We start from the raw sequence: 22,621 nt of genomic DNA on the forward strand, positions 1-22,621 counted from the left end.
TAGTTACAGAATTTCTATCAGTAAAACGGTGATATCATCTGAATCTTGGATTCGTTTTTGATTGAGTGAGGCGATCAAGTCTTTGGTAAATTGTTCGGCTTCTAAATAGTGAGTGATGGCAATGGTCTCCTTCAAAACTTCCGTTGATGTTTTTTCTATGCTGATATCATCACTCAGGCCATCCGTATAAAGGAGTAACTTATCTCCTTTTTCTAATTTTCTTGCAAAGAGTTTGTATTCGCAATTTTTTTCAAAACCGAGTAGAAATCCCTCCGATTCCAATTCGATGATTTCCTTTTTTCGAAGTAAAATCATAGGTGGATGGCCTGCGGTTGCATATTGCAATTCTAATGCCTCCAAATTTATATATGCATAAACGGCACTCACGAACCTCTGGTTTAAAACTTCGCCTAAAAAATCATTCATTCGTTCGAGAAGTTTTTCTGGATTCTTTGACCAGTGTTTTTCGTTTTTAAAGGAGATTTTGACGGTTGAGGAGTCCATGGCCGCACTCACTCCATGACCCGTCACATCAGCAACAATCACACCAAATTCTGTATCACCGCATTCATGAAAGTCATAGAAATCACCACCAACCGCGCGTAAGGGGAGATAGGTCACATGAATTTTCGCGTCTGGGAAAACGGGAGTATGAAGAGGAAGGATGTGAGTTTGGATTTTTCGTGCCACCTCTAAATCCTTTTCGATGAGAAGTAGCTTCGCATTGACGATTTCTTTTTCTCTTGTTAATGTTCTAATCCTTCTTCCAATAGCGATAGAAAATAAAATGCCTTCGAGTAACGAGGAAAGTTGCGTTCCATAACGGCCTATCCAAAATTCCAGAGGGAAGACGCCTAGATTCGTGAGTGTCTCAAGAACTATGCCGATGGTGACAATGATCCAGGCACCGAGAAAAAAAGCGGATTGGCTGACTCCCTTTCGAAATCCCAAGTAGGCGCTGATGATCATTAGGATCGACCCGAAGGGGAGCAAATAATTCATCGATTTTACCATAAGAGTGAAAGGCAGAAAAGTGGCGAGGCCTCCGATGAAGATACAGCTGACGGCAAAATAAGTAAGGGCAGAGTTAAAAGTTTTTTGTATTTTTGCTAAATTTAGAAATTCACTCGTGAATAAGAGAACGAAGGCAACCGCCAGATAGGAGGCAATAAATAAGCCCGGTTTGAGAAAGAACGAATTTTCCTGTGCAAAAAACTGTTTATGAAAACCGCCAAGTACGAGGTAAACATAGAGGACAGAAGATATATAAAGGCAGTAGAATAGAAAACTTTTTTCACGTATCGTTAAATATATGAGTAAATTATAAAATAACATGGAAAGTAACGCACCGAAATACAAGCCGTGAATGATATATTCCGCTTGTGCTTTATTCATAAAGTCTCTTTGTTCCCAAATTCGCAAAGGGAAGGCGAGAAGGCCTGAATTCTTCAATTTAAAATATGCTGTCGCTACTTCTCCCACTTGCAGACTGAAATGGAAATTTGGATTTCGATGATGGAGTTGCCCGGGAACAGTTTTTGAAAACACACCCGATTTCATATAGGATATTTGATCTCTTTTCACGAGATAAAAATCAATCTCATCGAGATACGCAACGCCCACCTCTAAGCTGATTTCACGGATTTCTGTCGTATCATTTTTTAACTGACTACGGAGCCAAAGTGGTGACCGGCCTGTTCCAAAATTTTGGATCCGACGACCTACCGGATTCCAATTTTTTTCATACAAAGGCAGTTCACTAAAGGTAACGTCTTTGTCGAGGAGCTCTAATTCTGGGCGATCGATATCATTGGCACAATGGATACAGAAAAGCAGACAGAGGAGGAGCCATTTCATGTTTTGTTCTGGTCACCAGGCTTCTTTTTCTGAGGAAGCAAGGCTAAACTGGCGCATGATATTAAATCCCAGACAAAATTCCTTTTTCATAAAATCATAGTCGGCACCTCGAAGGAGCTGGGTTTGCGCGAGGGTACGATTATTGGAAACAAAGACTTGGAATACGTGCCCACCTGTTTCGATGTCTAAGCCAATGCCAAAGGGCACAAATTTATGTTTCACGGGCTCATCCAGAAGTACATTCCTAATTAAAATTTCCGAAGGTGTTACGGTTCCATTGGCAAGACCAGAATTGATTTGATCGCTTGATAATTGTGTCACACCATTAACGGATGTTTTTTGGGATTCCGTCGCATAACTATCTCCGACAAAATCTCTTTTCGAAGTAAAGATGGCATTGAAGCTCAAATCAATGCGAGTCGATATCTTAAACCGCCCACCAACATCAACACCAGTTCTTTCATTGTTTGTGTTTGCAGGTGTAAAATTTCTATGAACGATCATGGGTGAAACTTGCAAAGAAATAGAATCCGTAAATTTCCGAGAAATAAGAACGGATCCGAGCATAGATTTTTTATCATGATCTGTTAGTTCATATGTATTTAAATCTCGGTTTAACTTGGTATCAACGGCAGAAACTCCCGTCCAGGGTCGGTTAAAATACGCGTAGGTATAACTCTGGTCTGATGTTTCTTGTCCGACAACTCCAAATAGGCTGACGGTAAAGGGAAAGGCGTCTTGGCTGATCAATCTATACTTTGATCGTAGTTCCCAAGTTTTTTGTTGTGAGGTTCTTGCAATCCCTACCATCCATTTGTCTGTCAAACCATAGTCCAAGGCCAACTGTGTGTTGGCTCCTTGGTCCAGACCATAAAAGTCTTCAAACCCAGCTTTTGCGTTTCCGAACCTATGGTTGAAACGAAAGACTAAATTTTTCTCACCTACATCTTCTGTGGATGGCATAAATAGATTACTCGATCCCATGAAATGTGTGTTAGATTTAGTTTGGCTAAACAATGGAAAATAGAAGAGAGTAAAGGCTGCGATGATAAAGGATAAGAATTTCATGGTGTTTCCCATTGGATTTTTACTTTGACTTGGATGACGGGATTTACTTTTAAAAAAACAAGTTTTGGAATTTCGATTTTATAGTCTGACAGGTTGATCGTAAAATAGGATATCTGCTCTACACCATTTGGAGCTTTCGATGTTTTTCCAAGTAGCTTTACATTTTCTTTTTTGACACCATGCAGCTGTAAAACGCCAACGGCCTCCACGTCACCTGACTCTTTTATTTGGTTCACTTCACCTTCGAAAGTAGAAATGGGAAACTTTTCTACTTCAAAATAATTATCATGAAGATGAGAGGTTTGCAATTTGTTATCCGTTTTTATGCTACTCAGTCCTATTTCGATTTTTATCTTTTTCGTTTTTACATCTAAACTTCCTGTTACAGAATCCCCTTCACCCAGAATCGTCTCGAGATCCGTTTCGGATTTGAAAAAAACTTTTCCTTTGGCTACCTTCCACTCTGTGGGTTCTGCAACCAAGGTATTTGAGACAAGAAACAGACCTAACACAAGGCAGATGATTCTCATGGGTTGGAACCGCCTTGAATCCAACAATAGATAGCTCTGTCCAGAGTCGCGTTTGAATAAATGGCCATGGATCCTTTCACTTGGATGTAGAGTGAAGATGTAGAGGCATTGCCTGGGTTTGTCAGAGCCTTCACCTGCGCATAATTTGTCGCATTGTATCGAGTGGTCCCGTCGTGGCAGCCGGATCTGCCGCAGGAGGTATTAAATCCTGCGGTGCTTAGAGTCGAAAACGTGGGAGCACTGACGTTACATTCAGTGGATGTCACCGTCGGAGTACTCGTCGTAAGCGCAGAAAATAAGATCGCATTTGTAGCGATTTCCCTTTCTTTATCAGTAGAGGAAACATAACTACAAGATAGAATATAAAAGCCTAGGAGTGGGAGCAAATAACGCATAGTTCAGGACAGTCTATGGCTTTGCTCCTCCTGAAATCCAGCAATAAATTGCCTTATCGATTGCCTGAGTTGTATAGATTGCCATGGATCCTGAAGATTGTTCTCTATATAATGCCGAGGTGCTCGGAACCCCAGTATTTGCATACGCTAATACTTCCGAATAGACGTTTGTTCGGTATCTGCTGGCTCCACTGCCGCCTGTTACATGGCATCCTGATTGTCCACAAGTTGTTTCAAAGCCTGCCTCTTTTAAGGTTGAAAATGCTGGTGCACTCACTTCGCAGGTTGGTGTCGGGAATTTTTGATTTGTTTGTGTGCTAGTCGCCGTAGATGTTCTCGACAAAGCGAGTAGACCGAGGAGGGAATTTTGTTCCTTTTCCTGATCGTTCCCATTTTCTGGGTCCAAAACCGAGCAAGCTAAATGCAGAGTTAGCATTAGGAGAAATAAATAGATATAGGAATACTTCATAGTTACCTTTTTAAAAAATAGATTAGATGTTAGACTCCTTCCAAAGAGAAATAGCAATAGGATAGATCAATTTCTTTTGCAGAAGGAAGATGGATTGTTTTAGACTCGCCCAATCAATTGGCTTTTTCGAATAATTTTTTGATCTCAGGTAAGGAATCGTGCGCTACCTGTTCTCCAAGCTTTATGAATTCAGCACTCCTCCAAAATTCAAACCAGTTGGAGTTGGGTAAGATTGGATTTAAATAGACATCGGCATCTTGCGCTGAATACTTTCCAATCCGGTATTGTAAGGAATAAAGGCTATTCACAATGATATCCAAAACATTTAAGTTTGCTAACTTATTTGTATTCATCTGCACTTTGGAAGAAGGCATAGAGTTGACAGCGATGATTTTTTCGACACCTTCGTGTGTTAGGGGAGAAACAGGAAGTGGGTTCACGATCCCGCCATCTACATAAGTTTTACCGTTTTCCTGTGCTTGCGGGGCAAATACACCAGGTATGGAAATACTGGCCATCAGGGCATCCAGTACTTTTCCCTCCGAAAGAATGACTTCTCGGCGCGTAGAGATTTCACAGGAAATGAGTCGCAATTTGATCGGAAGTTCCTCAAAAGTCAGATCTCCGAGATATTTCTCAAGTAAATTGCGAACATGTTTACCATGAAGCAAACCTTGGCCAGGAAAGGATAGGTCTATCAACTTAAACATTTTAAAAATGGAATCTATCTCTTGTAATAAGGGTAGGATTCCTTTGTAACCGAGGCCACTTGCCCAAAATGCACCGATCACAGCGCCTATACTTGTACCGGAAATGATGTCGACTTTTAGATTTTCTTCCTCGAAAACTTTCATGATACCGATTTGTGCCAAACCAAGAGCCGCCCCTCCACCAAGAGCAATGCCAACTTCCACTCCCGAAAGCTCTCTCGCCTTGCGGTTGATATGCGTTTCGAATTGGCCCTGCGTAAGAATTGTTTCGATCGGCGTTTCATGGTAGAGAGCCTCATTGGATTTTGCTTCCTCACTGATCACAGAAGATGATTCCTGTTTGGCACTGCCTTCGCTACTGAGCCCTACCAGTTGATCAATATTGTCTGATTCCTCTAGCAGAGCATCTTTGAGTTCTGGCGGGTCTTCTGGAAAGATTTCCAAAAAGATAAAGAAATGAGTCGCATAATGCCTGCCAAGTGTCTCCTTGATTTTATCGACATCCCGATATCTGTAGGTCTTGAGCAAATCCGATTTGTATTCATCTGGTACATTCCGTTGGTTGAATCTGAGTATGATCGACTTCTTACCAGATTCTCTTTCGATTGCTTCGGCCAATTTGATCGTATAAAAGTCTGCAGCCGAGTCAGCGGTATGTACAAAACATATCACAGAATTTTTGAAATATTCTTTGCTTCCGAGAAGTTCATTTCTGAGTGTTTTCGTAAGCATCCTCGAGAAGGTGATGGATAAAAATGGAATTTTTCGCAGAAGGTCTTGGAATTCTTTCTGTCGAAGCACGAGAAAGCGGGATTCGGAAAGGGTTCGAACGCTATGAGAATGTTCCTCTTCTGTTAAGAGGGAGTGAATGCCGAAATACTCTCCTTTCTTGAGGATCTGCAGTACTTCTTCTTTGGTTTCTCCTTTGGCTGGGAGATAGACGGAGACAGACCCCGATAGAATCAGGTAAAGGCTATGGTCACTCCCGCCTTTCCGATACAATACCTCATCTCTCTTTGACTCCACGATCTGAACCATTTCTGCGATCCAAACAAGTTCTTTTTTCTGCAAACTTCGAAATAAAGGGAGTCCAGAAACGAGGTGAATCTTGCCATCAAGGTCTTTCATTGCGATGTCCTTACAGACCAAAAATGCAAATGCCTCGCGATTGAAATTTTGTTTTTATTTTTTCATTTATTTTTCTTGACTAATTGTATGTGTAGTAGTTATCGTATGTATAGCAAACAGGAGTTTTGTATGATCAGCCACTTAAAAATTAGGGACTTTGCACTTCTTGAATCTTTGGACTTAGACTTAAAGTCAGGCCTTGCCGTTTTTACAGGAGAATCTGGATCTGGTAAATCGCTCGTATTTGATTCGATTGCCTCTCTTTTTGGGGGTAGGTGCTCGACGGCAAACATTCGAACTGGCAAAGATAAATACTCTCTCCAGGCCATCGTCAACTTAAAAGAGCATCCTATGGCAAAAGAATATTTGCAGAACCAAGGCTTTCAATATGAAGGCGATGAAATCATACTGACCAAGGAATTATTTAAGGACGGTAAGGCACGAGTGAAAATTGGTGATTCTCTTGCTTCCACCTCTCATTTACGAGAATTTGGAAAGCACATTGCGGAAGTCCATAGCCAAAACGAGCAGCTCTTCCTTCTCGAAAAATCCCATCAACTGGAATTTCTAGATCGTTTCGCTCACCTTGAATCCCTCAAAGCAAAGGTTAAGCTTTCCTTACAAAATTTTCGCCATTGGAAGGAGAAGTTAAATCATTTTGATGATACCTTGGCGGAGTCGAAAAAGAAATTAGAAATCTTAAATTTTGAAATAGAGGAAATCGAAAACGTATCGCCGAAGGACGGAGAAGACGAATCTCTGATGCAAGAAGAACGCTTTCTTGCGAATGGGGAAAAGTTGGCAGAAAACTATCGTTATCTTTTAGAAGAATTAACGGACAAGGAGAATGCCATATTAAAAGTTTTTCCTAGCATGCTTCACGCAGTGGAAAAGATATCCCAACTATTGCCAGAAAAAATGCCTCTCAGGGAGGAATGGGAAGATGTATATGATCGTCTCAAAAATTTAAAATCAACCATTCGTGAAGAGGAAGAGGAATTATTTTTTAGCCCCGATCGTCTAGATATGGTACAGACACGACTTCAGATTCTGAATAAGCTAAAGAAAAAGTTTGGTTCCTCGATCCCAGAAATTCTAAATCAGTTGGAACAAAAGAAAGTGGAATTGGAAAAATGGACTCTTTCAGCCAGTGATAGAGATTTTTTATCGCAAAAGTATGATCAGGCACTTCTCGAATTGAAAGAATTGGTCTTTCAGCTTTCCCGAGCTCGCAGAAATGCTCTTTCCTCTTTTGAGGAAGAGGTACAAAAAGAGCTGAATGATTTAGGGATGGAGGGTGCCAAACTGCAAGTCGTCCTAAGATGGGAAGAAAATCCGGAAGGGGAAGTGGATGAAGGATCGAAACTATATTTTATTTCAGAAACTGGTTTGGATCAGGTGGAATTCTATTTTAGTGCCAATGTGGGAGAGAAACCAAGGCCCCTCAGAAAAGTTGCTTCTGGAGGCGAATTATCGCGCATCATGCTTGGATTGAGAAGTGCTCTCGGCAAATTTTCACCGGCTCCTCAAATTTTGATTTTAGATGAAATTGATACGGGTCTTGGTGGGGAGGCTGCCACATCGCTTGCGTCAAAACTGAAAAAACTTTCCAAATCTTCTCAAATCCTACTCATTACCCATACCCAACAGATTGCAGCGGTAGCAGATGAACACATTCGTATCGAAAAGTATGCGGAAAATGGCAGAACGTATGCAATTTCGAAGGGATTGACCTTCGAAGAGCGAAAACGAGAACTTGCACGAATGATTGGCGGAAAACAGGTCACCCAAGGTGTCATGAAAGCAGCCACGGAGCTTTTGCAGAAAAAGGCAGTCTGAATTTACTTAAAATTGTATTTGGCGAAAAAGGGAAGATTGAAATCCTTATTCTGTAATCCTGAATTGGGGCCACTTCATGTTTTTTCCTTTTGCTAAATCAGACTCGATCATTTCATCCGTACCTCCAGAAACGATTCCTATCGTTATCATTTTTGTATCCATTGTGGGATTTACCATCATCATTGAAAGGTTAGTCTACTTCTGGAAATTGAAGCCGATCCCCGGCGATGATCTGAAAAAAATTCGAGATCTAGCTAGGGAAAAGAAATGGGATGAGGCGAAAGACATTCTAGGGAAGGCCTCTCTTTCTCCGGCTTCTGTGATTCTGCAGTTAGCTTTTGAACTCAAAAGAAGGAACGTTGAGTATTTCGAAGATGATGTCCGGCAAGAAGGTTTCAGACAGATTGGACTTATGGAAAAATACCTCACAAGTCTTGGTACGATTGCCACGATTGCTCCTCTCCTTGGAGTATTGGGAACCGTTATCGGGATTGTGAGATCCTTTGCTGAAGGAGCAGGGACGAAGGGAGCAGAAGTGGGAATTTCTGAGGCACTTGTTACCACTGCGATGGGACTCGGCGTTGCCATTCCTGCCTATGTTTTCTATAATTATTTTTCCAGATCGAAAGAAGAACGCACCATTGAGATGGAAAATGTAACGGACCTAGTGTTACCGCACTTGGTGAAACAAAAGTAGCGAATGAAGTTTCGTAAGAAGCAAGAATCTTTTAATAAAATCGAGTTAGCACCTCTAATCGATGTTATTTCCTTTATCGTAATTTATTTTTTAATGAATGCCACGCTTGAGAAAAATACCGCTTTAAAAGTGGAGCTTCCTCGATCTTCAAGTGTCGCCAAAGAAAAGCAAAAAGATGAACTCATCATCACTGTTGACAAACAAGGAAAGATCTTTTTAGATCAGAGTACGGACGCTGTTGCGTTAGATTCCCTAACCGATCGAATCAACGGATTTCTCGGACCTGAGAAAGAAAGGGATCCGAAAAAGAATAAAGTAATCATACGTGGAGATGGCGGAGCCTCATACCAAGTTGTTGTTAAAGTTATCGATGCCGTAAATGCAGCTGGCGTTAGCAGATTTAACTTAGCAATGGTAAAAGGCACATCAAAATAGATTTTTGAAACTCAAAAAATCACATCTCCTATTATTATTCGTAATATGTTTTGCTATGCTCGGAGTCGCGCAGTGGCATTCTTTATACTCAAATCGTACATCATATTTAGATCGTCGTATAACAAGCGTAGAATTTGTAGGAAATATCAACACAGCAAGCTCTGATATTCTAGATATGATTGATATGAAAAAGGACATGGTACTGACTCAAGAGCTTCTTGATGCAGACATGAAAACTCTCTTTCAGTCAGGATACTTCTTTCAAATTGATATTCAGGGTGAAAACGATGGGGATGGCGTAAAGGTTAGGATCGTTGTTAAGGAAAGACCGCGCGTTAAGGATATTGACTTTATAGGTGCAGATGAAGTTTTCCCATCCGATTTGAGAGAAAAAATCCCTCTGAAAGAAAACGAGATCATCACTCCAAAAAAAGTACAACTATCGAAAGAAGTAATCTTAAAAAAATACAGGGATGAGGGCTTCTTTCTTGCCTATGTTCGTTTTGAATTGGATCCGGTTGATCCTGATACGAATACGGTAAAAGTAAAATTCATTATCGATGAGGGAGAGGAGATTCCTGTCTCAAAGATTAATATTTTTGGTAATAATGAAATCGATACGTTTGAAATTCAAGGAATTCTAGATCTCAAAGAAAGTGGCATTATCGAGTCTGGTGTTTTTAAAGAATCTGCGTTCGAGACCGATAAACAGAAGATTGTCGGATATTTGAAATCACGAGGATATGTTGATGCTGAGATCAGCAATGACGGAACTAACTGGGAAATTAAGTGGGAAAATTCAAAGAAAAAAGATAAGCGCGTTGTCATCGTTAATTATAAAATAGTTGAAGGTGAGCAATACTTTTATAACGGTTATACGACCTCTCATGATATGACATTGGCGCCAAATAACATGCCTTTGTATTTAAATAAAGAGAGTAATCCAGTGGGTACTCCACCTGAAGAATGGAAGCCAGTATATGAGCTAAAATATCTTAAAAATCAGTTTGAATTTACTGATAATGATATTGGCGAAGTATTTGATGAATCAAAATTTCAAAAGGATAGAGGTTCGATTAATGAATCCTATTCCGCAAAGGGGTATCTGTTTGCTCAGGTAATTCCGAGAAGAAAAATCATAGAATTGAGTGAAGAATCGATCGGTCGATATGAAAATTGTCAAAAACGATCTTCTCCTGAGTCGGTCAAAGACTGCGAAGAGGAATTTCAAAGATTAAATATTCCTAAATTAAGAAAACTTTATGAAAGCAATAAAAACCTCCATGGTAAAAAGTTTATACATGTAGATTTTACGATTCGAGAAAACAATTTAGCCTTCGTCGAAAATATCATCATTAAGGGCAATAAAAAGACGCTTGATCGGGTTATTCGAAGAGAGTTACTTTTTAAACCGGGGGATTTATTCAATTCAACACTAGTAAATAGATCTCGTGAACGAATATTTAACCTCGGTTATTTTAAAGAAGTAAACTTCAATATGCGACCAGGTTCCGACGAGACGAAAATGAACCTGATCATAGAACTTGTGGAACAGCCTACGGGCACTGTTTCCATGGGCGGGGGATATGGAACAATCACAGGATTTTCGATTTTTACACAATTAGGTGAAAACAACCTTAATGGTAGTGGCCAACAGATTAATGGAAGAATTGAATTTGGTCCGATACGTAGATTTCTTCAATTATCTTGGACCGAACCATGGTTTAATGATAAACCTTGGTCCTTGACGCTTTCTGCCTTTTATTCTTCTCGAACCTTATTCGTTGGTGCGACTTCCATTACTGAAAATAATAACCAAGGGATTAAAGAAGCTGCCTCCTATGAGAGAGCTGGGGTAGGTGTTAGTGCTGGTATTGGTCATAGATTTTTAATCAACTGGACACATTTTCATCGTTATTCCCCTTCCTTTTTTGCTTCAACTAGGCCATCCTCTCTTGTTTCTGACCAAGTTCTTGCAGAAGTAAATCGGGGATGGCAATTCCGTTCGCAAATGACAAACGGTATTGCGTATGATAACAGAGATAATGTTTTTAATTCCACACAAGGGTTTAATTTAATTTTTTCAGTGGATAATGTTGGGCAATATTTGGGCGGAGAAAGTCATTTTGATCAGTTTAGTCCTATACTTGAATACTATCAAAATTGGTTTGATTATACATTTTTTGGTTTGATTCGTAAAAATGCTCTTCGCAGATGGAGAGTCGTACAACAATTTCGTACTTCATCTGTGTTTACCTTTGAAAGGGCTCCTAAATACCGAAATCAAGACAAAGAGAAAATTCCTTATATTCAAGTTCAGGATCGACTGTTTTTAGGTGGCTATGAATCTCTCCGCGGTTGGTTTTTTGATGATAAGTATTATCCTGACGAATGGAAAAATGGAGCTGCTTCCAGAATCCTATTTACTTCTGAATTGAGATTCCCAATCGAACCCTCTTTACTTTGGTTTGTTATTTTCTTTGATGCGGGAGCCATGTATGAAGAAGTTAATAAAGCCATTGGTGAAAGAAAAGAGAGCTTTAAAAACTATGATAGTATCGTAACGAACCAACGTTATTCAGATCCAAGTGGCGCTTACATTTTTGAGAATTTTAATAGCAATGGTCAAAAAATTCCAATATCTCCTTATGAGTTGAATGATCCTGATCGGCTCGTTTTATCTGGTCGAAATATTTCCTTACAGAACTTTAAATACTCATGGGGGTTTGGACTCAGAATTCAAATTCCTGTTCTTCCGCTCAGGATTTACTTTGCACAAAAGATTCGTTATACGGGAGACTCGGAACATCCATTCTCTGTCTATCCAGATACAAATGCCTTTCAGTTTGTGTTTGGTATCGGAGATTTGCGTTTTTAATGACTGCCGACGGGCTAAACTCAGAACAAAATCTTGCAGTCACAACCGTAGATGGACCAGTATTGATTCTTGCTGGAGCTGGTTCTGGTAAAACGCGTGTTATTACATATCGTATCGCACGATTAATCAACGAGTATGACATTTTTCCAAATCGCATCTTGGCGGTTACTTTTACAAACAAAGCCGCTCAAGAAATGCGAGAGAGATGTACACAAATTCTTGGAAAATCAAAGGGTGATCCATTCATAAAAACATTTCATTCTCTCTGTCTTTATATTTTACGAAGAGATGGAAAACATTTAGGACTTGGAAATAATTTTACCGTTTATGATAGCGATATGCAAGAATCCCTCATTAAAGAGCTGTTGAAGAAGAATGATCTAGATACGAAGGAATTTAGACCAGGACAATTGGCAAATTTGTTCTCCAAAGCAAAAGATTCATTTCAAACAGCTGAAGACTTTTCAAAACAAGCCGCGGATGATCATTATGGAAAAACAGTCGCAAAAATATTTTTAGCATACGAAAAGGAAAAATTCCAAAGGAATGCCTTAGATTTTGGAGATTTAATTTTATCCTGTGTCATTCTGTTTCGCGATTTTCCGATGATTCTTGAGAAATACCAAGCATATTGGCAATACATTATGGTGGATGAGTATCAGGATACAAATAAAATCCAGTACCATCTTGTAAAGGCATTGGCGAGCAAACATAAAAACATTTGTGTCGTCGGAGATGATGACCAGTCAATTTATTCCTGGCGTGGTGCTGATATTTCTAATATTTTAAATTTCAACAAGGATTATCCGGATTCCCTTGTTGTAAAATTAGAAGAAAATTACCGATCTACAAAAACAATTATTGATACTGCTGCGAAGATTATTTCGCATAACTCGAAACGGACGGAAAAAACTCTTTTTACAAATAATCCGGAAGGGGAGAAGATTCGACTCACGACGTATCAGAACGAAACGGAAGAAGCGAACGGGATATTGCAAAAAATCATTAAATTAAAAAATGCCAAAAATCGTTACGCAGACAATGCCATCTTTTACAGAACGAATAGCCAATCGCGATATTTTGAAGAAGCCTTTCGTAAAAAAGGAATCCCGTATAAAATTTTTGGTGGCTTTAGATTCTTTGATCGAAAAGAGGTTAAAGATCTCATTGCCTACTTATCGGTCATAGTGAATCCCGTGGATTCTACTTCCCTGCTAAGAATCATCAATTCTCCACCGAGAGGACTGGGTGAGACAACTATCACTCGTCTTGCCAATTTTTCCATCGAACAGGGAATCTCTTTACTTGAATGTTTGGGAAAACAAATCCCTGAAATCAAAAAAGGAACTGCAAAGAAACTAGCAGACCTACATCGAATGTTTGAAAATTTTATTGGAGAACATGAAAAAAAACGATCACCTTCAGAATTAACATATGAAGTTTTAGAAAGATCAGGATATCGCGAGTTTTTGGAAAACGAGGGGACAGAAGAATCCTTCTCTCGATTAGAAAATTTAAATGAATTTGTAAATGCGCTGAAAGAGTATGAAGAGACAAGTCAGGATCCCTCTCTCGAAGAATACCTCGGAAATATTTCACTCATCACGAGTGAGGAAGATTCCAAAGAATTAGCAGACTATGTGATCCTTATGACGGTGCATAATGCGAAAGGATTAGAGTTCAAAAATGTTTTTATGGCAGGCATGGAAGAGGGAACATTTCCACACTTTCTAGCCAGTGATACCAAAGAGGGGCTTGAGGAAGAGAGAAGGCTTTGTTATGTGGCAGTTACACGTGCAAGGGAAAAATTGGATATCAGCCTGTCTCGCTATACTCGTAAATTTGGAGAAGTAGAGGCTCGCATTTCTTCTCGATTTTTGGAAGAGATACCAAGAGAAAATTTGATCGGGGATTTTATAGAATCCGCATACGGGGTGCGTAGGCCTGACAAATCTCCTCAGGCAAAGGATGCCTATCCGAAAGCACATAAGGAAGAATCGGTTTCTGGAAAGAAGGGGAATCAAGATTTTGCCGTTGGAAAGAGGGTTAGGCATAAGGTTTACGGAGAAGGCAAAATCATCTCCATGAGTGGTACTGGGGATAATACGAAAGTTGAGGTCCGTTTCGGAGCCCATATTGAGAAAAAATTTTTATTGGCGTACACACCACTCGACATAATCTCTTAACGATAACGGGGTTTTATGAAACGATTCATCACATTTGCTTTTTCCTTGTTCTTCAGTATGCCATTCCTCCATGCACAAAGTAGTACGAGTTTGGCAGAAGAATTTGCCAAGCTAAATGAATATCTAAAAAATCCAAAACAAACAGCAGAAGAAAAAAAGAAAATTTTGGAAACGAACGTGATGAATTCGGTTCGAAATACGCTTGCCCACAAATTTGCAAATCCACGGAAAGAATTAAAGGAGATTAAGATTCAGGATATGCAAACGGAGCGTCCGGAGGGAACGAACAATCTTTTCGTAAAATATAAAAATTATTATATTTCTTATTCATTTGTAGCCGACCCAGAAAAATACCTCACATCCCCTGTCGAAGAATCTGTTTTGGAAAAACCAGCGGGTGCAGATCTGAGTGCCGCACATACAGATGAAAAACAGACATCTCTTAGTAAGTAATTTTCCATATTAGCTGATAGATGGTAAATGAAGATTTTGAACGTGTTTGGAGTTGGATATTAGAGATCGGAGATGAGATACTCGGGATCTATAAATCGGATTTCCTGGTTACGGATAAGGGAGGTAATGATCCAGTTACGGAAGCCGACCTCCGAGCCAGTGAATTCTTAAACCAAAAAATTGAAGCTCACTTCCCGAGCCACGGCTTTCTTTCCGAGGAAAAAAAAGATGATAACCTTCGTTTAGAAAAAGAGTGGGTTTGGATTCTCGATCCCATCGATGGTACGAGGGAATTTGTAAAGAAGAATGATCAATTTGCTCTTAGCCTGGGACTCAGTAGGTCAGGCGTGCCTATTTGGGGCATTGTATTCAATCCAGCTACTGGAGAATTTTTTTCGAAGAGTCAATTTACATTTAATGTGAAATTATCTCCGCCATTTGCTTCGGACAAGAATAGGGAGCTTCTCTTACAGGGTTCCAAAATACCCTCCGAAATATCTAACCAATCTTATAGTAGAGAAGATAAGCCAGTTCTAATCGTGTCTGCTTCCGAGAAGAAAGAAGGATTATTTGATGCTCCCTTCTGGAATGAAAATTTCAAAATCCAAGCCATGGGCAGCATTGCTTATAAATTAGGTCTTCTCTCTGCAGGACATTTTGATCTGATCGTTTCTTTAAAACCCAAAAGCGAATGGGATATTTGTGGTGGCATCGCACTGCTTGACGAGAATCAATTCAAAGCATATCCACTCGCCCAAGAAACGAACTATGCTTTTAACCAAAAAGATACCAAAAGTTACGGACTCGTAGCGGGTAAAACAAATGCCGTATCTTTTCTCGAGAATATCATTTCACGTGAAGATTTATCAAAGCAGGTAAAGAATTCATGGTAGAAGAGTTTAAAGTTGGGTTAGATGCGCGACCGCTTTCGACTCGTATGTCTGGTGTGGGTAGATTGATAGGCGAGACGATTAAAGCCTTCCCAAATGCGGAGAAATACCATTTTTATTTATTTTCGCATCTACCGATTCATTCTGATCATAAAGAGATTCTAACGTTAACAAATGTCACGGTAGTTCCAAATGGTAATGTCTTTCGTTGGAAGGGCGGTTTATATTATAACCTTTTTTTACCTCTGTATTTAAGATTTAAGAAATTGGATCTTTTTTGGGGTTCCCAGCAGGTTTTACCTCCACTGTTACCTGGAAAACTAAAGGCTGTGTTGACGTATTGTGATCTGGTCCTGTATTTATACCCCGAAACCATGAGACCAATTGCGAGATGGCAGCAGAGACTTTTTCAAAAGTATTCCGTAAAGCGATCTTCTTATATCTTATCGATCTCAAAACAAACGAGTGATGATATGTGTAAGTTTTTCGGCTATGAAAAGGCGAATGCAGGTGTTGCCTATCCTGGAGTGAATCATTCCGAAATTTCGAAATTATTATCGAAACAAATGTCAAAGCGATTTTCTGATTTAGGCGATGGATATCTTCTGTCAGTTTCTACTTTAGAACCAAGAAAGAACTATCCATTCCTACTCGAAGTCTTCAGAGAATATCGTAAAATGAACCCAAAAGATCATAGAGAGTGGGTGATCATTGGAAAGATTGGTTGGGAGAGTCGGGAATTCATTGAAGAAATCCGAACCGAACAATCGTTGTTTGGTGACCTTCATATCTTAGACTCGGTCGGAGATTCAGATCTGCAACATCTCTATCGAAATGCGGGTCTTTTTTTATTCGCCTCGCATTATGAGGGTTTTGGTATCCCGATGCTCGAAGCGTTATATCATAAAAAATATTGTATGGTTTCTGATATTCCCACATTCAGGGAAATCGGAGGAGATGGTGTCACCTACCTTCCCTATAAAACCAAGGAGGATGCCAAAGAATGGGCATCGGAGATTTTTAAATTTTGTAAACACCCGATTGCTCCCACATCGGACATATCTAAATTTACCTGGGAAAATGCCGCTAAAGTCACGGAAGGCATTTTTTCTAAGATCCTCCAAGAAAAGCATTAGTCAGAGAAAGATGTCAAATATCCGCAACATTGGATTTACCTTTTCCACTAACCCAGAGTAAAGAATCACAGAACTTCCTGTGTTCGAATTTACTTGCAGATGAAATTTATATTTTGTCATCGCTTGCACTTCTGCATTCCATTCATTCGTAAGATCTAAAAGACAGATCTTGTCAGCTTTGATCTCCTGGGTCTCTGCCCATCGAATATTTTCCGTTTTGCCATCTCTTTTGAATTTAGCAGAAAGAAGATTTTTTGACATTTTCCACTTAACGAAAGTTTGTATGTTTCTTTCATAGGGCTCGGTTTTTGAGATGATCATGGACAAACCATAACCTTCCCATAATCCGTCTGAATATTTTTTCCATTCTGTTTCGTTAGAGAAGTAGTTGTATTGTATAAGATTCAGGGGATCCTTTCCTCATGAGACTTTTTCTTGTTTTCATTTATCTATTTGTGATTTCATTTACCCTCTCTTTTTGTGACTCCAAAGTAAATCCAAAAACCAATCTGATCTCTTTACCCATGAAGACAATTGATGGTAATACAGTGCGACTCACCGACTTCAAAAATAAAGTCGTTGTTTTAGATTTTTGGGCGACTTGGTGTGAGCCATGTGTGAAGGCCGTGCCTGTCCTAAATCAGTGGAAGGCATCTCTTTCCGCCGATGAATTTGTTTTTCTCGGTATCAATACGGATGAGGGAACCGAACTCGCAAAAATAAAGGAAGATCTCAAGATCTTAAAAATGAATTACCCGACAATTCTCGACCCTGATTGGAAGTTGTCAGAAAATTATGATGTCGATGGAATTCCAACCTTACTCGTTTTTAACAGAAAAGGGGAGCTAGTTTACCGGCAGTCTGGACTGATTGCGTCGGATCTTCCAGGTCTTCTCTTACGCTCCAAGGTTTGGATGCTGTGTGATGATTGTGCAATGCAAAAATAAACGAGTGTTAAATAGAGATTCTATTTCAAAATCAATTCTGAAAATGTCTTGACCTGCTAAGAACTTTCTTGTCATCTAAACTTACCATTTTACGCTTGTGATCCATAAAGGAGTCCAAAATGCCATCGAATTTGCCCGAACTCTTCCAGCAGAGTGCTGAAAAATTTGGGAATCGCCCAGCCTTTGTCAGCAAAGACGAATCCAAAAGTTTTAAACCAACAACCTTCAAAGAATTATATGAGCACGGTCTAAATCTTGCTGAAGCGCTCGTAGACTTAGGTGTGCAAGCCAGAGAGAATGTTGCACTTCTTGCAGATAACCGTTTAGAGTGGATCATTGCCGATTATGGAATTCTCATTGCTGGTGCCTGTGATGTACCTCGTGGCACGGATATTACCGATTCAGAAATCGTTTACATTCTCAATCACTGTGAAGCGAAAGTCATCTTTGTAGAAAACGACAAGATGCTGGAAAAGTTTCAAAAAAACAGATCCCAATTCGAACATGCAAAAACCATCATTGTAATGGATAAAAAATCCACAGCGACAGGAGTTTTGAAATTGCATGACCTTTTAGAAAAGGGTAAAGACCTTCGTGCTAAGGGTGGCAGAAAGGCAGAAGAGAGAACAAAAGGGATTAAACCAGATGATCTCTTTACCATTATTTACACTTCAGGTACTACAGGGATGCCGAAGGGTGTGATGCTTATGCACTCGAATATGCTCCACCAAACTACCGAAATTCTAAAAATGATCGTCATCAAACAAGAAGAGCGCATGTTATCCATCCTTCCTGTTTGGCACGTCTTTGAGAGAGTGTTTGAATACCTTGCGATCGCAGCCGGATGTTCTACGTATTATACAAATGTAAGAGATCTACGAGATGATATGAAAAAGGCAAAGCCAACTTTTATGGCTTCTGCTCCTCGACTCTGGGAAAGTATCTATACTGGAATTTATACAAGAATTAGTGATCCTAGACAAACGCCCGCAATACGAAGAGGGCTTTTCCGATTGGCTTATTTTTTCTCTAAACATTTTCATGCTGCACTCAGATTTCTTAAGGGAAATGAAGTTGATTATACTGGAAGAAATCCATTTGTATCCCTCTTTCGAGGAATCCTTAGCCTAATAGTGCTTATCTTAACGGCACCTTTTAATGCACTACTCGACATCCTTGTTCTTTCGAAAATTCGAGAGGCAACCGGTGGCGAGTTGAAAGCATCGGTTTCTGGTGGTGGTGCCTTACAAAAGCATGTAGATTCTTTTTTCAATGATATTGGGATCAACGTACTCGAAGGTTATGGAATGACCGAAACATCACCTGTTATCTCGGTTCGAACATTCAAGCAACTGATCCAAGGATCGGTTGGATCTATTGCCCCAATGTCGGAAGTTCAAATCCGCGATGACCATGGCAAGGTTCTTACACATATGGATGCGAACCAAAAACTCATCGAGGGAAAATTGGGCCAAAGAGGGGTAATCCATGTGCGAGGACCGCAGGTGATGAAGGGTTATTATAAAAATCCAGAAACAACTGCTAAAGTGATCAAAGACAATTGGATGGATACTGGTGATATCGGTATGTTCAATTTCAAAAAGACACTTACGATCACAGGGAGAGCCAAGGATACAGTGGTGTTACTTGGTGGTGAGAACGTTGAGCCAGTTCCGATTGAAAATAAGCTTTCTGAGTCTCCTTATATCTTTCAGGTGATGGTTGTGGGACAGGACCAAAAAAATCTGGGAGCCATTATTGTCCCAAATTTTGAAACTTTGGGAGAATGGACAGCGGAGAATGGGATCACAGAAAAGGATCCAAACAAGTTGATTGAAAATCCAAAGGTGATTGATTTTTACAAGAAAGAGATCAAGGCATTAAACAATACAAAAACAGGTTTTAAATCGTTTGAACAAGTCACTCCCTTCTTTCTCATTACCAAACAGTTCGAAGTGGGCGACGAATTGACGAACTTACACAAGATGAAAAGACATTTGATTACCGAAAAATACAAAGCAAAGATCACGGCACTTTATGCCGGAGACCTTTAAAATCCAAATTTTCCGGGAAGAGAGCCGCCTTATGGGCGGTTTTTTTTTGCCCTGATACAGAGGATTTGCCGATGGATTGTATGTGAGTCCAACGGATGAGATCCAAAAATCGCTTGAAAGTTCCATCTTTCATCCCTACCAACACCAGGATTATTACGGATGGGACTCTTTATTCCTTTCCCCACTGAAATTTGGCGAAGTTTGGAATTTACTGAACGTTCCTTCCGTCTCACCGGGACTCCTAGCATTTTTGACTTTGCGTAGTTATTTGACCTCTTCGATGCATGGGCAAAAAATCGAGTTAACGGGACTTAGTCGCAATTGGAAAACCTACCTTGCAAGAAGCTCCTATCTACAAAAGAATACAAATCTTTTTACGCAAGATTTTATACCTGAAATTGTAAAAGCCGAGGATACTATTTCTGAAGGAAATGATATCCTCAAATCACAGGATTGGAAAAATAGTCTTCGATTAGAATTTTCAGAGAGAGGGAAAAAAACTTTGTTTTACGTAGCTTCCTCAAAAGTGGAAGGGGTGGCAGCTAAAAATCTTTCCGAAATGTTATCTCAATTTTTAGTAGAATCACAACGTAACGATCGATTGACGCGAGCCTATATTCGAAAGGAATCTTCCTCTTATCTTTACATTCAATCGGAAGAGCAAATCCATCCTCGTGTGTTTTTTAAAGATGATGCTACACAATTTCCTGAATTTTTATTGTTTATTGCAGAGCTTATCCCTATCAAGTAGTTCTACTCGCGAAGATTCATATCACGAAGTATATCTAACAATTTTTTACTTTTGTCTAAAAGATTGACGGTTTCTAATATTTCCTGTTTCAATACATATTCAAAATTCAGAATGCTTGCTATAAAATCGATCGGAAATAAATGATTCGCAATGTGATTGATTTTTAGGATGATCAACTCTTCAGCACCTTCTGCAAGTAAAATCCTTTTTGTCAAGAGCAGTAATTCGGCTAACGTATTTTTAAATTCTGAATTGCCTCTATTCGCTTTGTCCTGTTCGATTTTTCTAACATTCGAAATTCGGAAAGGCTCCATGGATTCGTAGTTTATGATTTCGGCTGTTCCCAGTCCCTCGAGTAATATATTGGATCTTCCATCCTCTAATCTCTCACACTGGATAACATGACCCCAGCCGAATATTCTTTCAATAGGCAAAGGCCCTGATCCCGACCAGTTTCTGGGATAGGGAACGATGCCCATTTCGTTTCCGTTTTCTAAACAATACGTAAGCATGGAACGATATCTGGGTTCAAAAATATGAAGGGGCAAAAAGGTACCTGGGAAAAGAAATACCTCAGGTAAAGGAAATAAGGGCAACGTGAAGGTTGACACCTATTAATAAAACAGTTTCATTGGAAACTTGTAAATCCAAAAAGGTATAAATGAATTTGAAAATTAATCGGTCTCGGTTACGAGAAGCATTTGCCAAATTACCATCTTTAAAAGTTTTAGTGATCGGAGATTTGATCTTAGATGAGTATTTATTTGGGAGCGTAGAGAGGATTTCTCCAGAAGCCCCCGTTCCTGTTGTCTGGGTGAGAAAAGAAAAACATGCACTCGGGGGTTCTGGAAACGTAATACAAAATTTGGCTTCCATCGGGGTAAACTCTATTGTTATGGGACGGGTGGGTAAAGACAATGCGTTTCAAACATTGAGACAACTGCTCGCCGAACAAAACGTAGCCGAAGAAGATTTTTCCTTACTTTCCTCCGATACACTACCAACAATTCTTAAGACTAGAATCATTGCATCGAATCAGCAAATCTGTCGAGTGGATCGTGAAGAAGTCCTCCCTTTGACATCGGCAGAGGAAAATCAAGTGATCGAAGGATTTAAATCCAAGATCAAACAATGTTCTGCGATCATCATTTCTGATTACGATAAAGGGTATTTGACAGAGCGTGTCATACTCGAGTGCATTGATCTCGCTAGAAAGCATGATGTCATCGTGACTGTCGATCCGCAAGTTAGCCATTTCTTTCAATACAAGAATATAGATATAATGACGCCAAATCATCACGAGGCCGGAAAGGCATTGGGTAGAAAATTGGTAACAGAAAAAGATATTGAGGATGCTTGTCTGGAAATCTGTGAAATAATAAGACCACGGGCAATGATGATCACAAGAGGCGAAAAGGGTATGTCGATTTATGAGACCAAACTTAGAAAATTCTATCATATCCCGACGGTGGCAAAAGAAGTATTTGATGTAACGGGAGCAGGTGATACGGTCATTAGTATGTATACCGCATTTCTTGCCGCAGGTCTCAGCATATTAGAATCGAGTCTTGTTGCCAACGCAAGTGCTGGCGTTGTGGTCGGTAAATTGGGAACTGCAACGGTTACTCCGTCGGAAATTGAGCAGAACTTAGGTGTTCTGGGCATCTTGGAGGAATCTTAGATGAGTTTTTATTCTCGCTTGCTATCAAAGATCATCCAGACCGAGGAAGTTGAATCGTTCCGAAAGCAATTGCTAGGCAAGAAGGTTGTTTTTACCAACGGATGTTTTGATCTTCTACATCCGGGTCATGTTGAATACTTAGCAAGGGCACGGGATCTTGGAGATTTTTTATGGATTGGAGTTAATTCTGATGAATCGGTTTCACGATTAAAGGGCCCAGGTCGACCTATCAATAAGGCAGAGGACCGAGCAAAAGTTCTTGCGGGGCTTGCTTGTGTAGATGGAGTGACGACTTTTTCTGAGGACACGCCTTTACTCCTGCTTTCTAAAGTAAAACCCAACATCCATACCAAGGGTGGAGATTATACCAAAGAAACACTTCCGGAATATCCACTCATCCTTTCTATGGGCGGGGAAGTGGTCATTTTGCCCTTCTTGGAAGGAAAATCGACTACATCAATTTTGGAAAAAGCGAAAACATCCATCTAAACGGTATTGATTTTGGGGTAAACTCTCC

Annotated in this window: 21 protein-coding genes; 13 read left to right on the top strand and 8 right to left on the bottom strand. The window is 39.8% G+C overall.

Going from position 1 to position 22,621, the window contains the following annotated elements; translation table 11 throughout:
- Positions 1 to 3: 3 nt before the first annotated feature.
- The 6 genes from EHQ58_RS13875 to EHQ58_RS13900 all read right to left on the bottom strand — a co-directional run bounded on the left by EHQ58_RS13875 (position 4) and on the right by EHQ58_RS13900 (position 6,157).
- Positions 4 to 1,857, bottom strand: a complete 1,854-nt coding sequence (locus tag EHQ58_RS13875) for a SpoIIE family protein phosphatase (RefSeq protein ID WP_135624499.1) — start codon at positions 1,855 to 1,857, stop codon at positions 4 to 6.
- Between the two features lie 12 nt (positions 1,858 to 1,869).
- Positions 1,870 to 2,925, bottom strand: coding sequence for a DUF5777 family beta-barrel protein (locus EHQ58_RS13880; RefSeq protein ID WP_135624500.1), 1,056 nt, complete (start codon positions 2,923 to 2,925; stop codon positions 1,870 to 1,872).
- Positions 2,922 to 3,455, bottom strand: a complete 534-nt coding sequence (locus tag EHQ58_RS13885; protein ID WP_135624501.1) for a YceI family protein — start codon at positions 3,453 to 3,455, stop codon at positions 2,922 to 2,924. The genes EHQ58_RS13880 and EHQ58_RS13885 overlap by 4 nt, the downstream gene beginning before the upstream one ends.
- Entirely contained in the window at positions 3,452 to 3,850 is a 399-nt protein-coding gene (locus tag EHQ58_RS13890) for an LIC11213 family lipoprotein (RefSeq protein WP_167883639.1), read from the bottom strand. The genes EHQ58_RS13885 and EHQ58_RS13890 overlap by 4 nt, the downstream gene beginning before the upstream one ends.
- A 13-nt stretch (positions 3,851 to 3,863) precedes the next feature.
- Complete coding sequence (locus EHQ58_RS13895; RefSeq protein WP_135624503.1) at positions 3,864 to 4,319, bottom strand: LIC11213 family lipoprotein; 456 nt, start codon at positions 4,317 to 4,319, stop codon at positions 3,864 to 3,866.
- Positions 4,320 to 4,432: 113 nt separating this feature from the next.
- Positions 4,433 to 6,157 (bottom strand): patatin-like phospholipase family protein, encoded by a 1,725-nt coding sequence (locus EHQ58_RS13900; RefSeq protein WP_135624504.1) that lies wholly within the window; start codon positions 6,155 to 6,157, stop codon positions 4,433 to 4,435.
- A 105-nt stretch (positions 6,158 to 6,262) separates the two neighbouring features.
- Between EHQ58_RS13900 and recN the strand changes: the two genes are divergently transcribed.
- From recN to EHQ58_RS13940, 8 genes are all read left to right on the top strand, one after another.
- The gene (recN, locus tag EHQ58_RS13905; RefSeq protein WP_246047363.1) at positions 6,263 to 7,996 is read left to right on the top strand and encodes a DNA repair protein RecN; all 1,734 of its coding nucleotides are present in this window, start codon (positions 6,263 to 6,265) and stop codon (positions 7,994 to 7,996) included.
- Between the two features lie 76 nt (positions 7,997 to 8,072).
- A complete protein-coding gene (locus EHQ58_RS13910; protein WP_135624506.1) occupies positions 8,073 to 8,693 on the top strand; it encodes a MotA/TolQ/ExbB proton channel family protein in 621 nt (206 codons plus the stop codon).
- Positions 8,694 to 8,696: 3 nt separating this feature from the next.
- Positions 8,697 to 9,128: an ExbD/TolR family protein gene (locus EHQ58_RS13915; protein ID WP_135624507.1), complete on the top strand. Its 432-nt coding sequence runs from the start codon at positions 8,697 to 8,699 to the stop codon at positions 9,126 to 9,128.
- Between the two features lie 55 nt (positions 9,129 to 9,183).
- Positions 9,184 to 12,006, top strand: coding sequence for a BamA/OMP85 family outer membrane protein (locus EHQ58_RS13920; RefSeq protein WP_210412831.1), 2,823 nt, complete (start codon positions 9,184 to 9,186; stop codon positions 12,004 to 12,006).
- Entirely contained in the window at positions 12,006 to 14,192 is a 2,187-nt protein-coding gene (locus EHQ58_RS13925; protein WP_135624509.1) for an ATP-dependent helicase, read from the top strand. Before EHQ58_RS13920 ends, EHQ58_RS13925 begins: the two co-directional genes overlap by 1 nt.
- Before the next feature lie 15 nt (positions 14,193 to 14,207).
- On the top strand, positions 14,208 to 14,645 hold the full coding sequence (locus EHQ58_RS13930; protein WP_135624510.1) for an LIC11625 family surface-exposed protein: 438 nt from the start codon (positions 14,208 to 14,210) through the stop codon (positions 14,643 to 14,645).
- 20 nt (positions 14,646 to 14,665) lie between these two features.
- A complete protein-coding gene (locus EHQ58_RS13935; RefSeq protein ID WP_135624511.1) occupies positions 14,666 to 15,538 on the top strand; it encodes a 3'(2'),5'-bisphosphate nucleotidase CysQ in 873 nt (290 codons plus the stop codon).
- Positions 15,532 to 16,671, top strand: coding sequence for a glycosyltransferase family 4 protein (locus tag EHQ58_RS13940; RefSeq protein ID WP_135624512.1), 1,140 nt, complete (start codon positions 15,532 to 15,534; stop codon positions 16,669 to 16,671). The genes EHQ58_RS13935 and EHQ58_RS13940 overlap by 7 nt, the downstream gene beginning before the upstream one ends.
- On the opposite strand, the gene EHQ58_RS13945 is transcribed toward EHQ58_RS13940, so the two are convergent.
- Positions 16,672 to 16,998, bottom strand: coding sequence for a hypothetical protein (locus EHQ58_RS13945; RefSeq protein WP_135624513.1), 327 nt, complete (start codon positions 16,996 to 16,998; stop codon positions 16,672 to 16,674).
- Between the two features lie 95 nt (positions 16,999 to 17,093).
- Between EHQ58_RS13945 and EHQ58_RS13950 the strand changes: the two genes are divergently transcribed.
- From EHQ58_RS13950 to EHQ58_RS13960, 3 genes are all read left to right on the top strand, one after another.
- Entirely contained in the window at positions 17,094 to 17,618 is a 525-nt protein-coding gene (locus EHQ58_RS13950) for a TlpA family protein disulfide reductase (RefSeq protein ID WP_135624514.1), read from the top strand.
- 119 nt (positions 17,619 to 17,737) lie between these two features.
- Positions 17,738 to 19,672, top strand: a complete 1,935-nt coding sequence (locus EHQ58_RS13955) for an AMP-dependent synthetase/ligase (protein WP_135624515.1) — start codon at positions 17,738 to 17,740, stop codon at positions 19,670 to 19,672.
- Positions 19,673 to 19,754: 82 nt separating this feature from the next.
- Positions 19,755 to 20,423: an LIC11631 family protein gene (locus EHQ58_RS13960; protein ID WP_135624516.1), complete on the top strand. Its 669-nt coding sequence runs from the start codon at positions 19,755 to 19,757 to the stop codon at positions 20,421 to 20,423.
- A 2-nt stretch (positions 20,424 to 20,425) separates the two neighbouring features.
- On the opposite strand, the gene EHQ58_RS13965 is transcribed toward EHQ58_RS13960, so the two are convergent.
- Positions 20,426 to 21,034 carry an LON peptidase substrate-binding domain-containing protein gene (locus EHQ58_RS13965; RefSeq protein ID WP_135624517.1) on the bottom strand — a complete coding sequence of 203 codons (609 nt, stop codon included), beginning with the start codon at positions 21,032 to 21,034 and terminating at the stop codon, positions 20,426 to 20,428.
- Between the two features lie 56 nt (positions 21,035 to 21,090).
- On the opposite strand from EHQ58_RS13965, the gene rfaE1 reads away from it, so the two are divergent.
- Complete coding sequence (gene rfaE1 / locus EHQ58_RS13970) at positions 21,091 to 22,104, top strand: D-glycero-beta-D-manno-heptose-7-phosphate kinase (RefSeq protein WP_135624665.1); 1,014 nt, start codon at positions 21,091 to 21,093, stop codon at positions 22,102 to 22,104.
- Complete coding sequence (gene rfaE2 / locus EHQ58_RS13975) at positions 22,105 to 22,593, top strand: D-glycero-beta-D-manno-heptose 1-phosphate adenylyltransferase (RefSeq protein WP_135624518.1); 489 nt, start codon at positions 22,105 to 22,107, stop codon at positions 22,591 to 22,593. It abuts the gene before it with no gap.
- Positions 22,594 to 22,621: the final 28 nt, after the last annotated feature.

The organism is Leptospira ognonensis, assembly GCF_004770745.1.
Classification (GTDB): Bacteria; Spirochaetota; Leptospiria; order Leptospirales; family Leptospiraceae; genus Leptospira_A; species Leptospira_A ognonensis.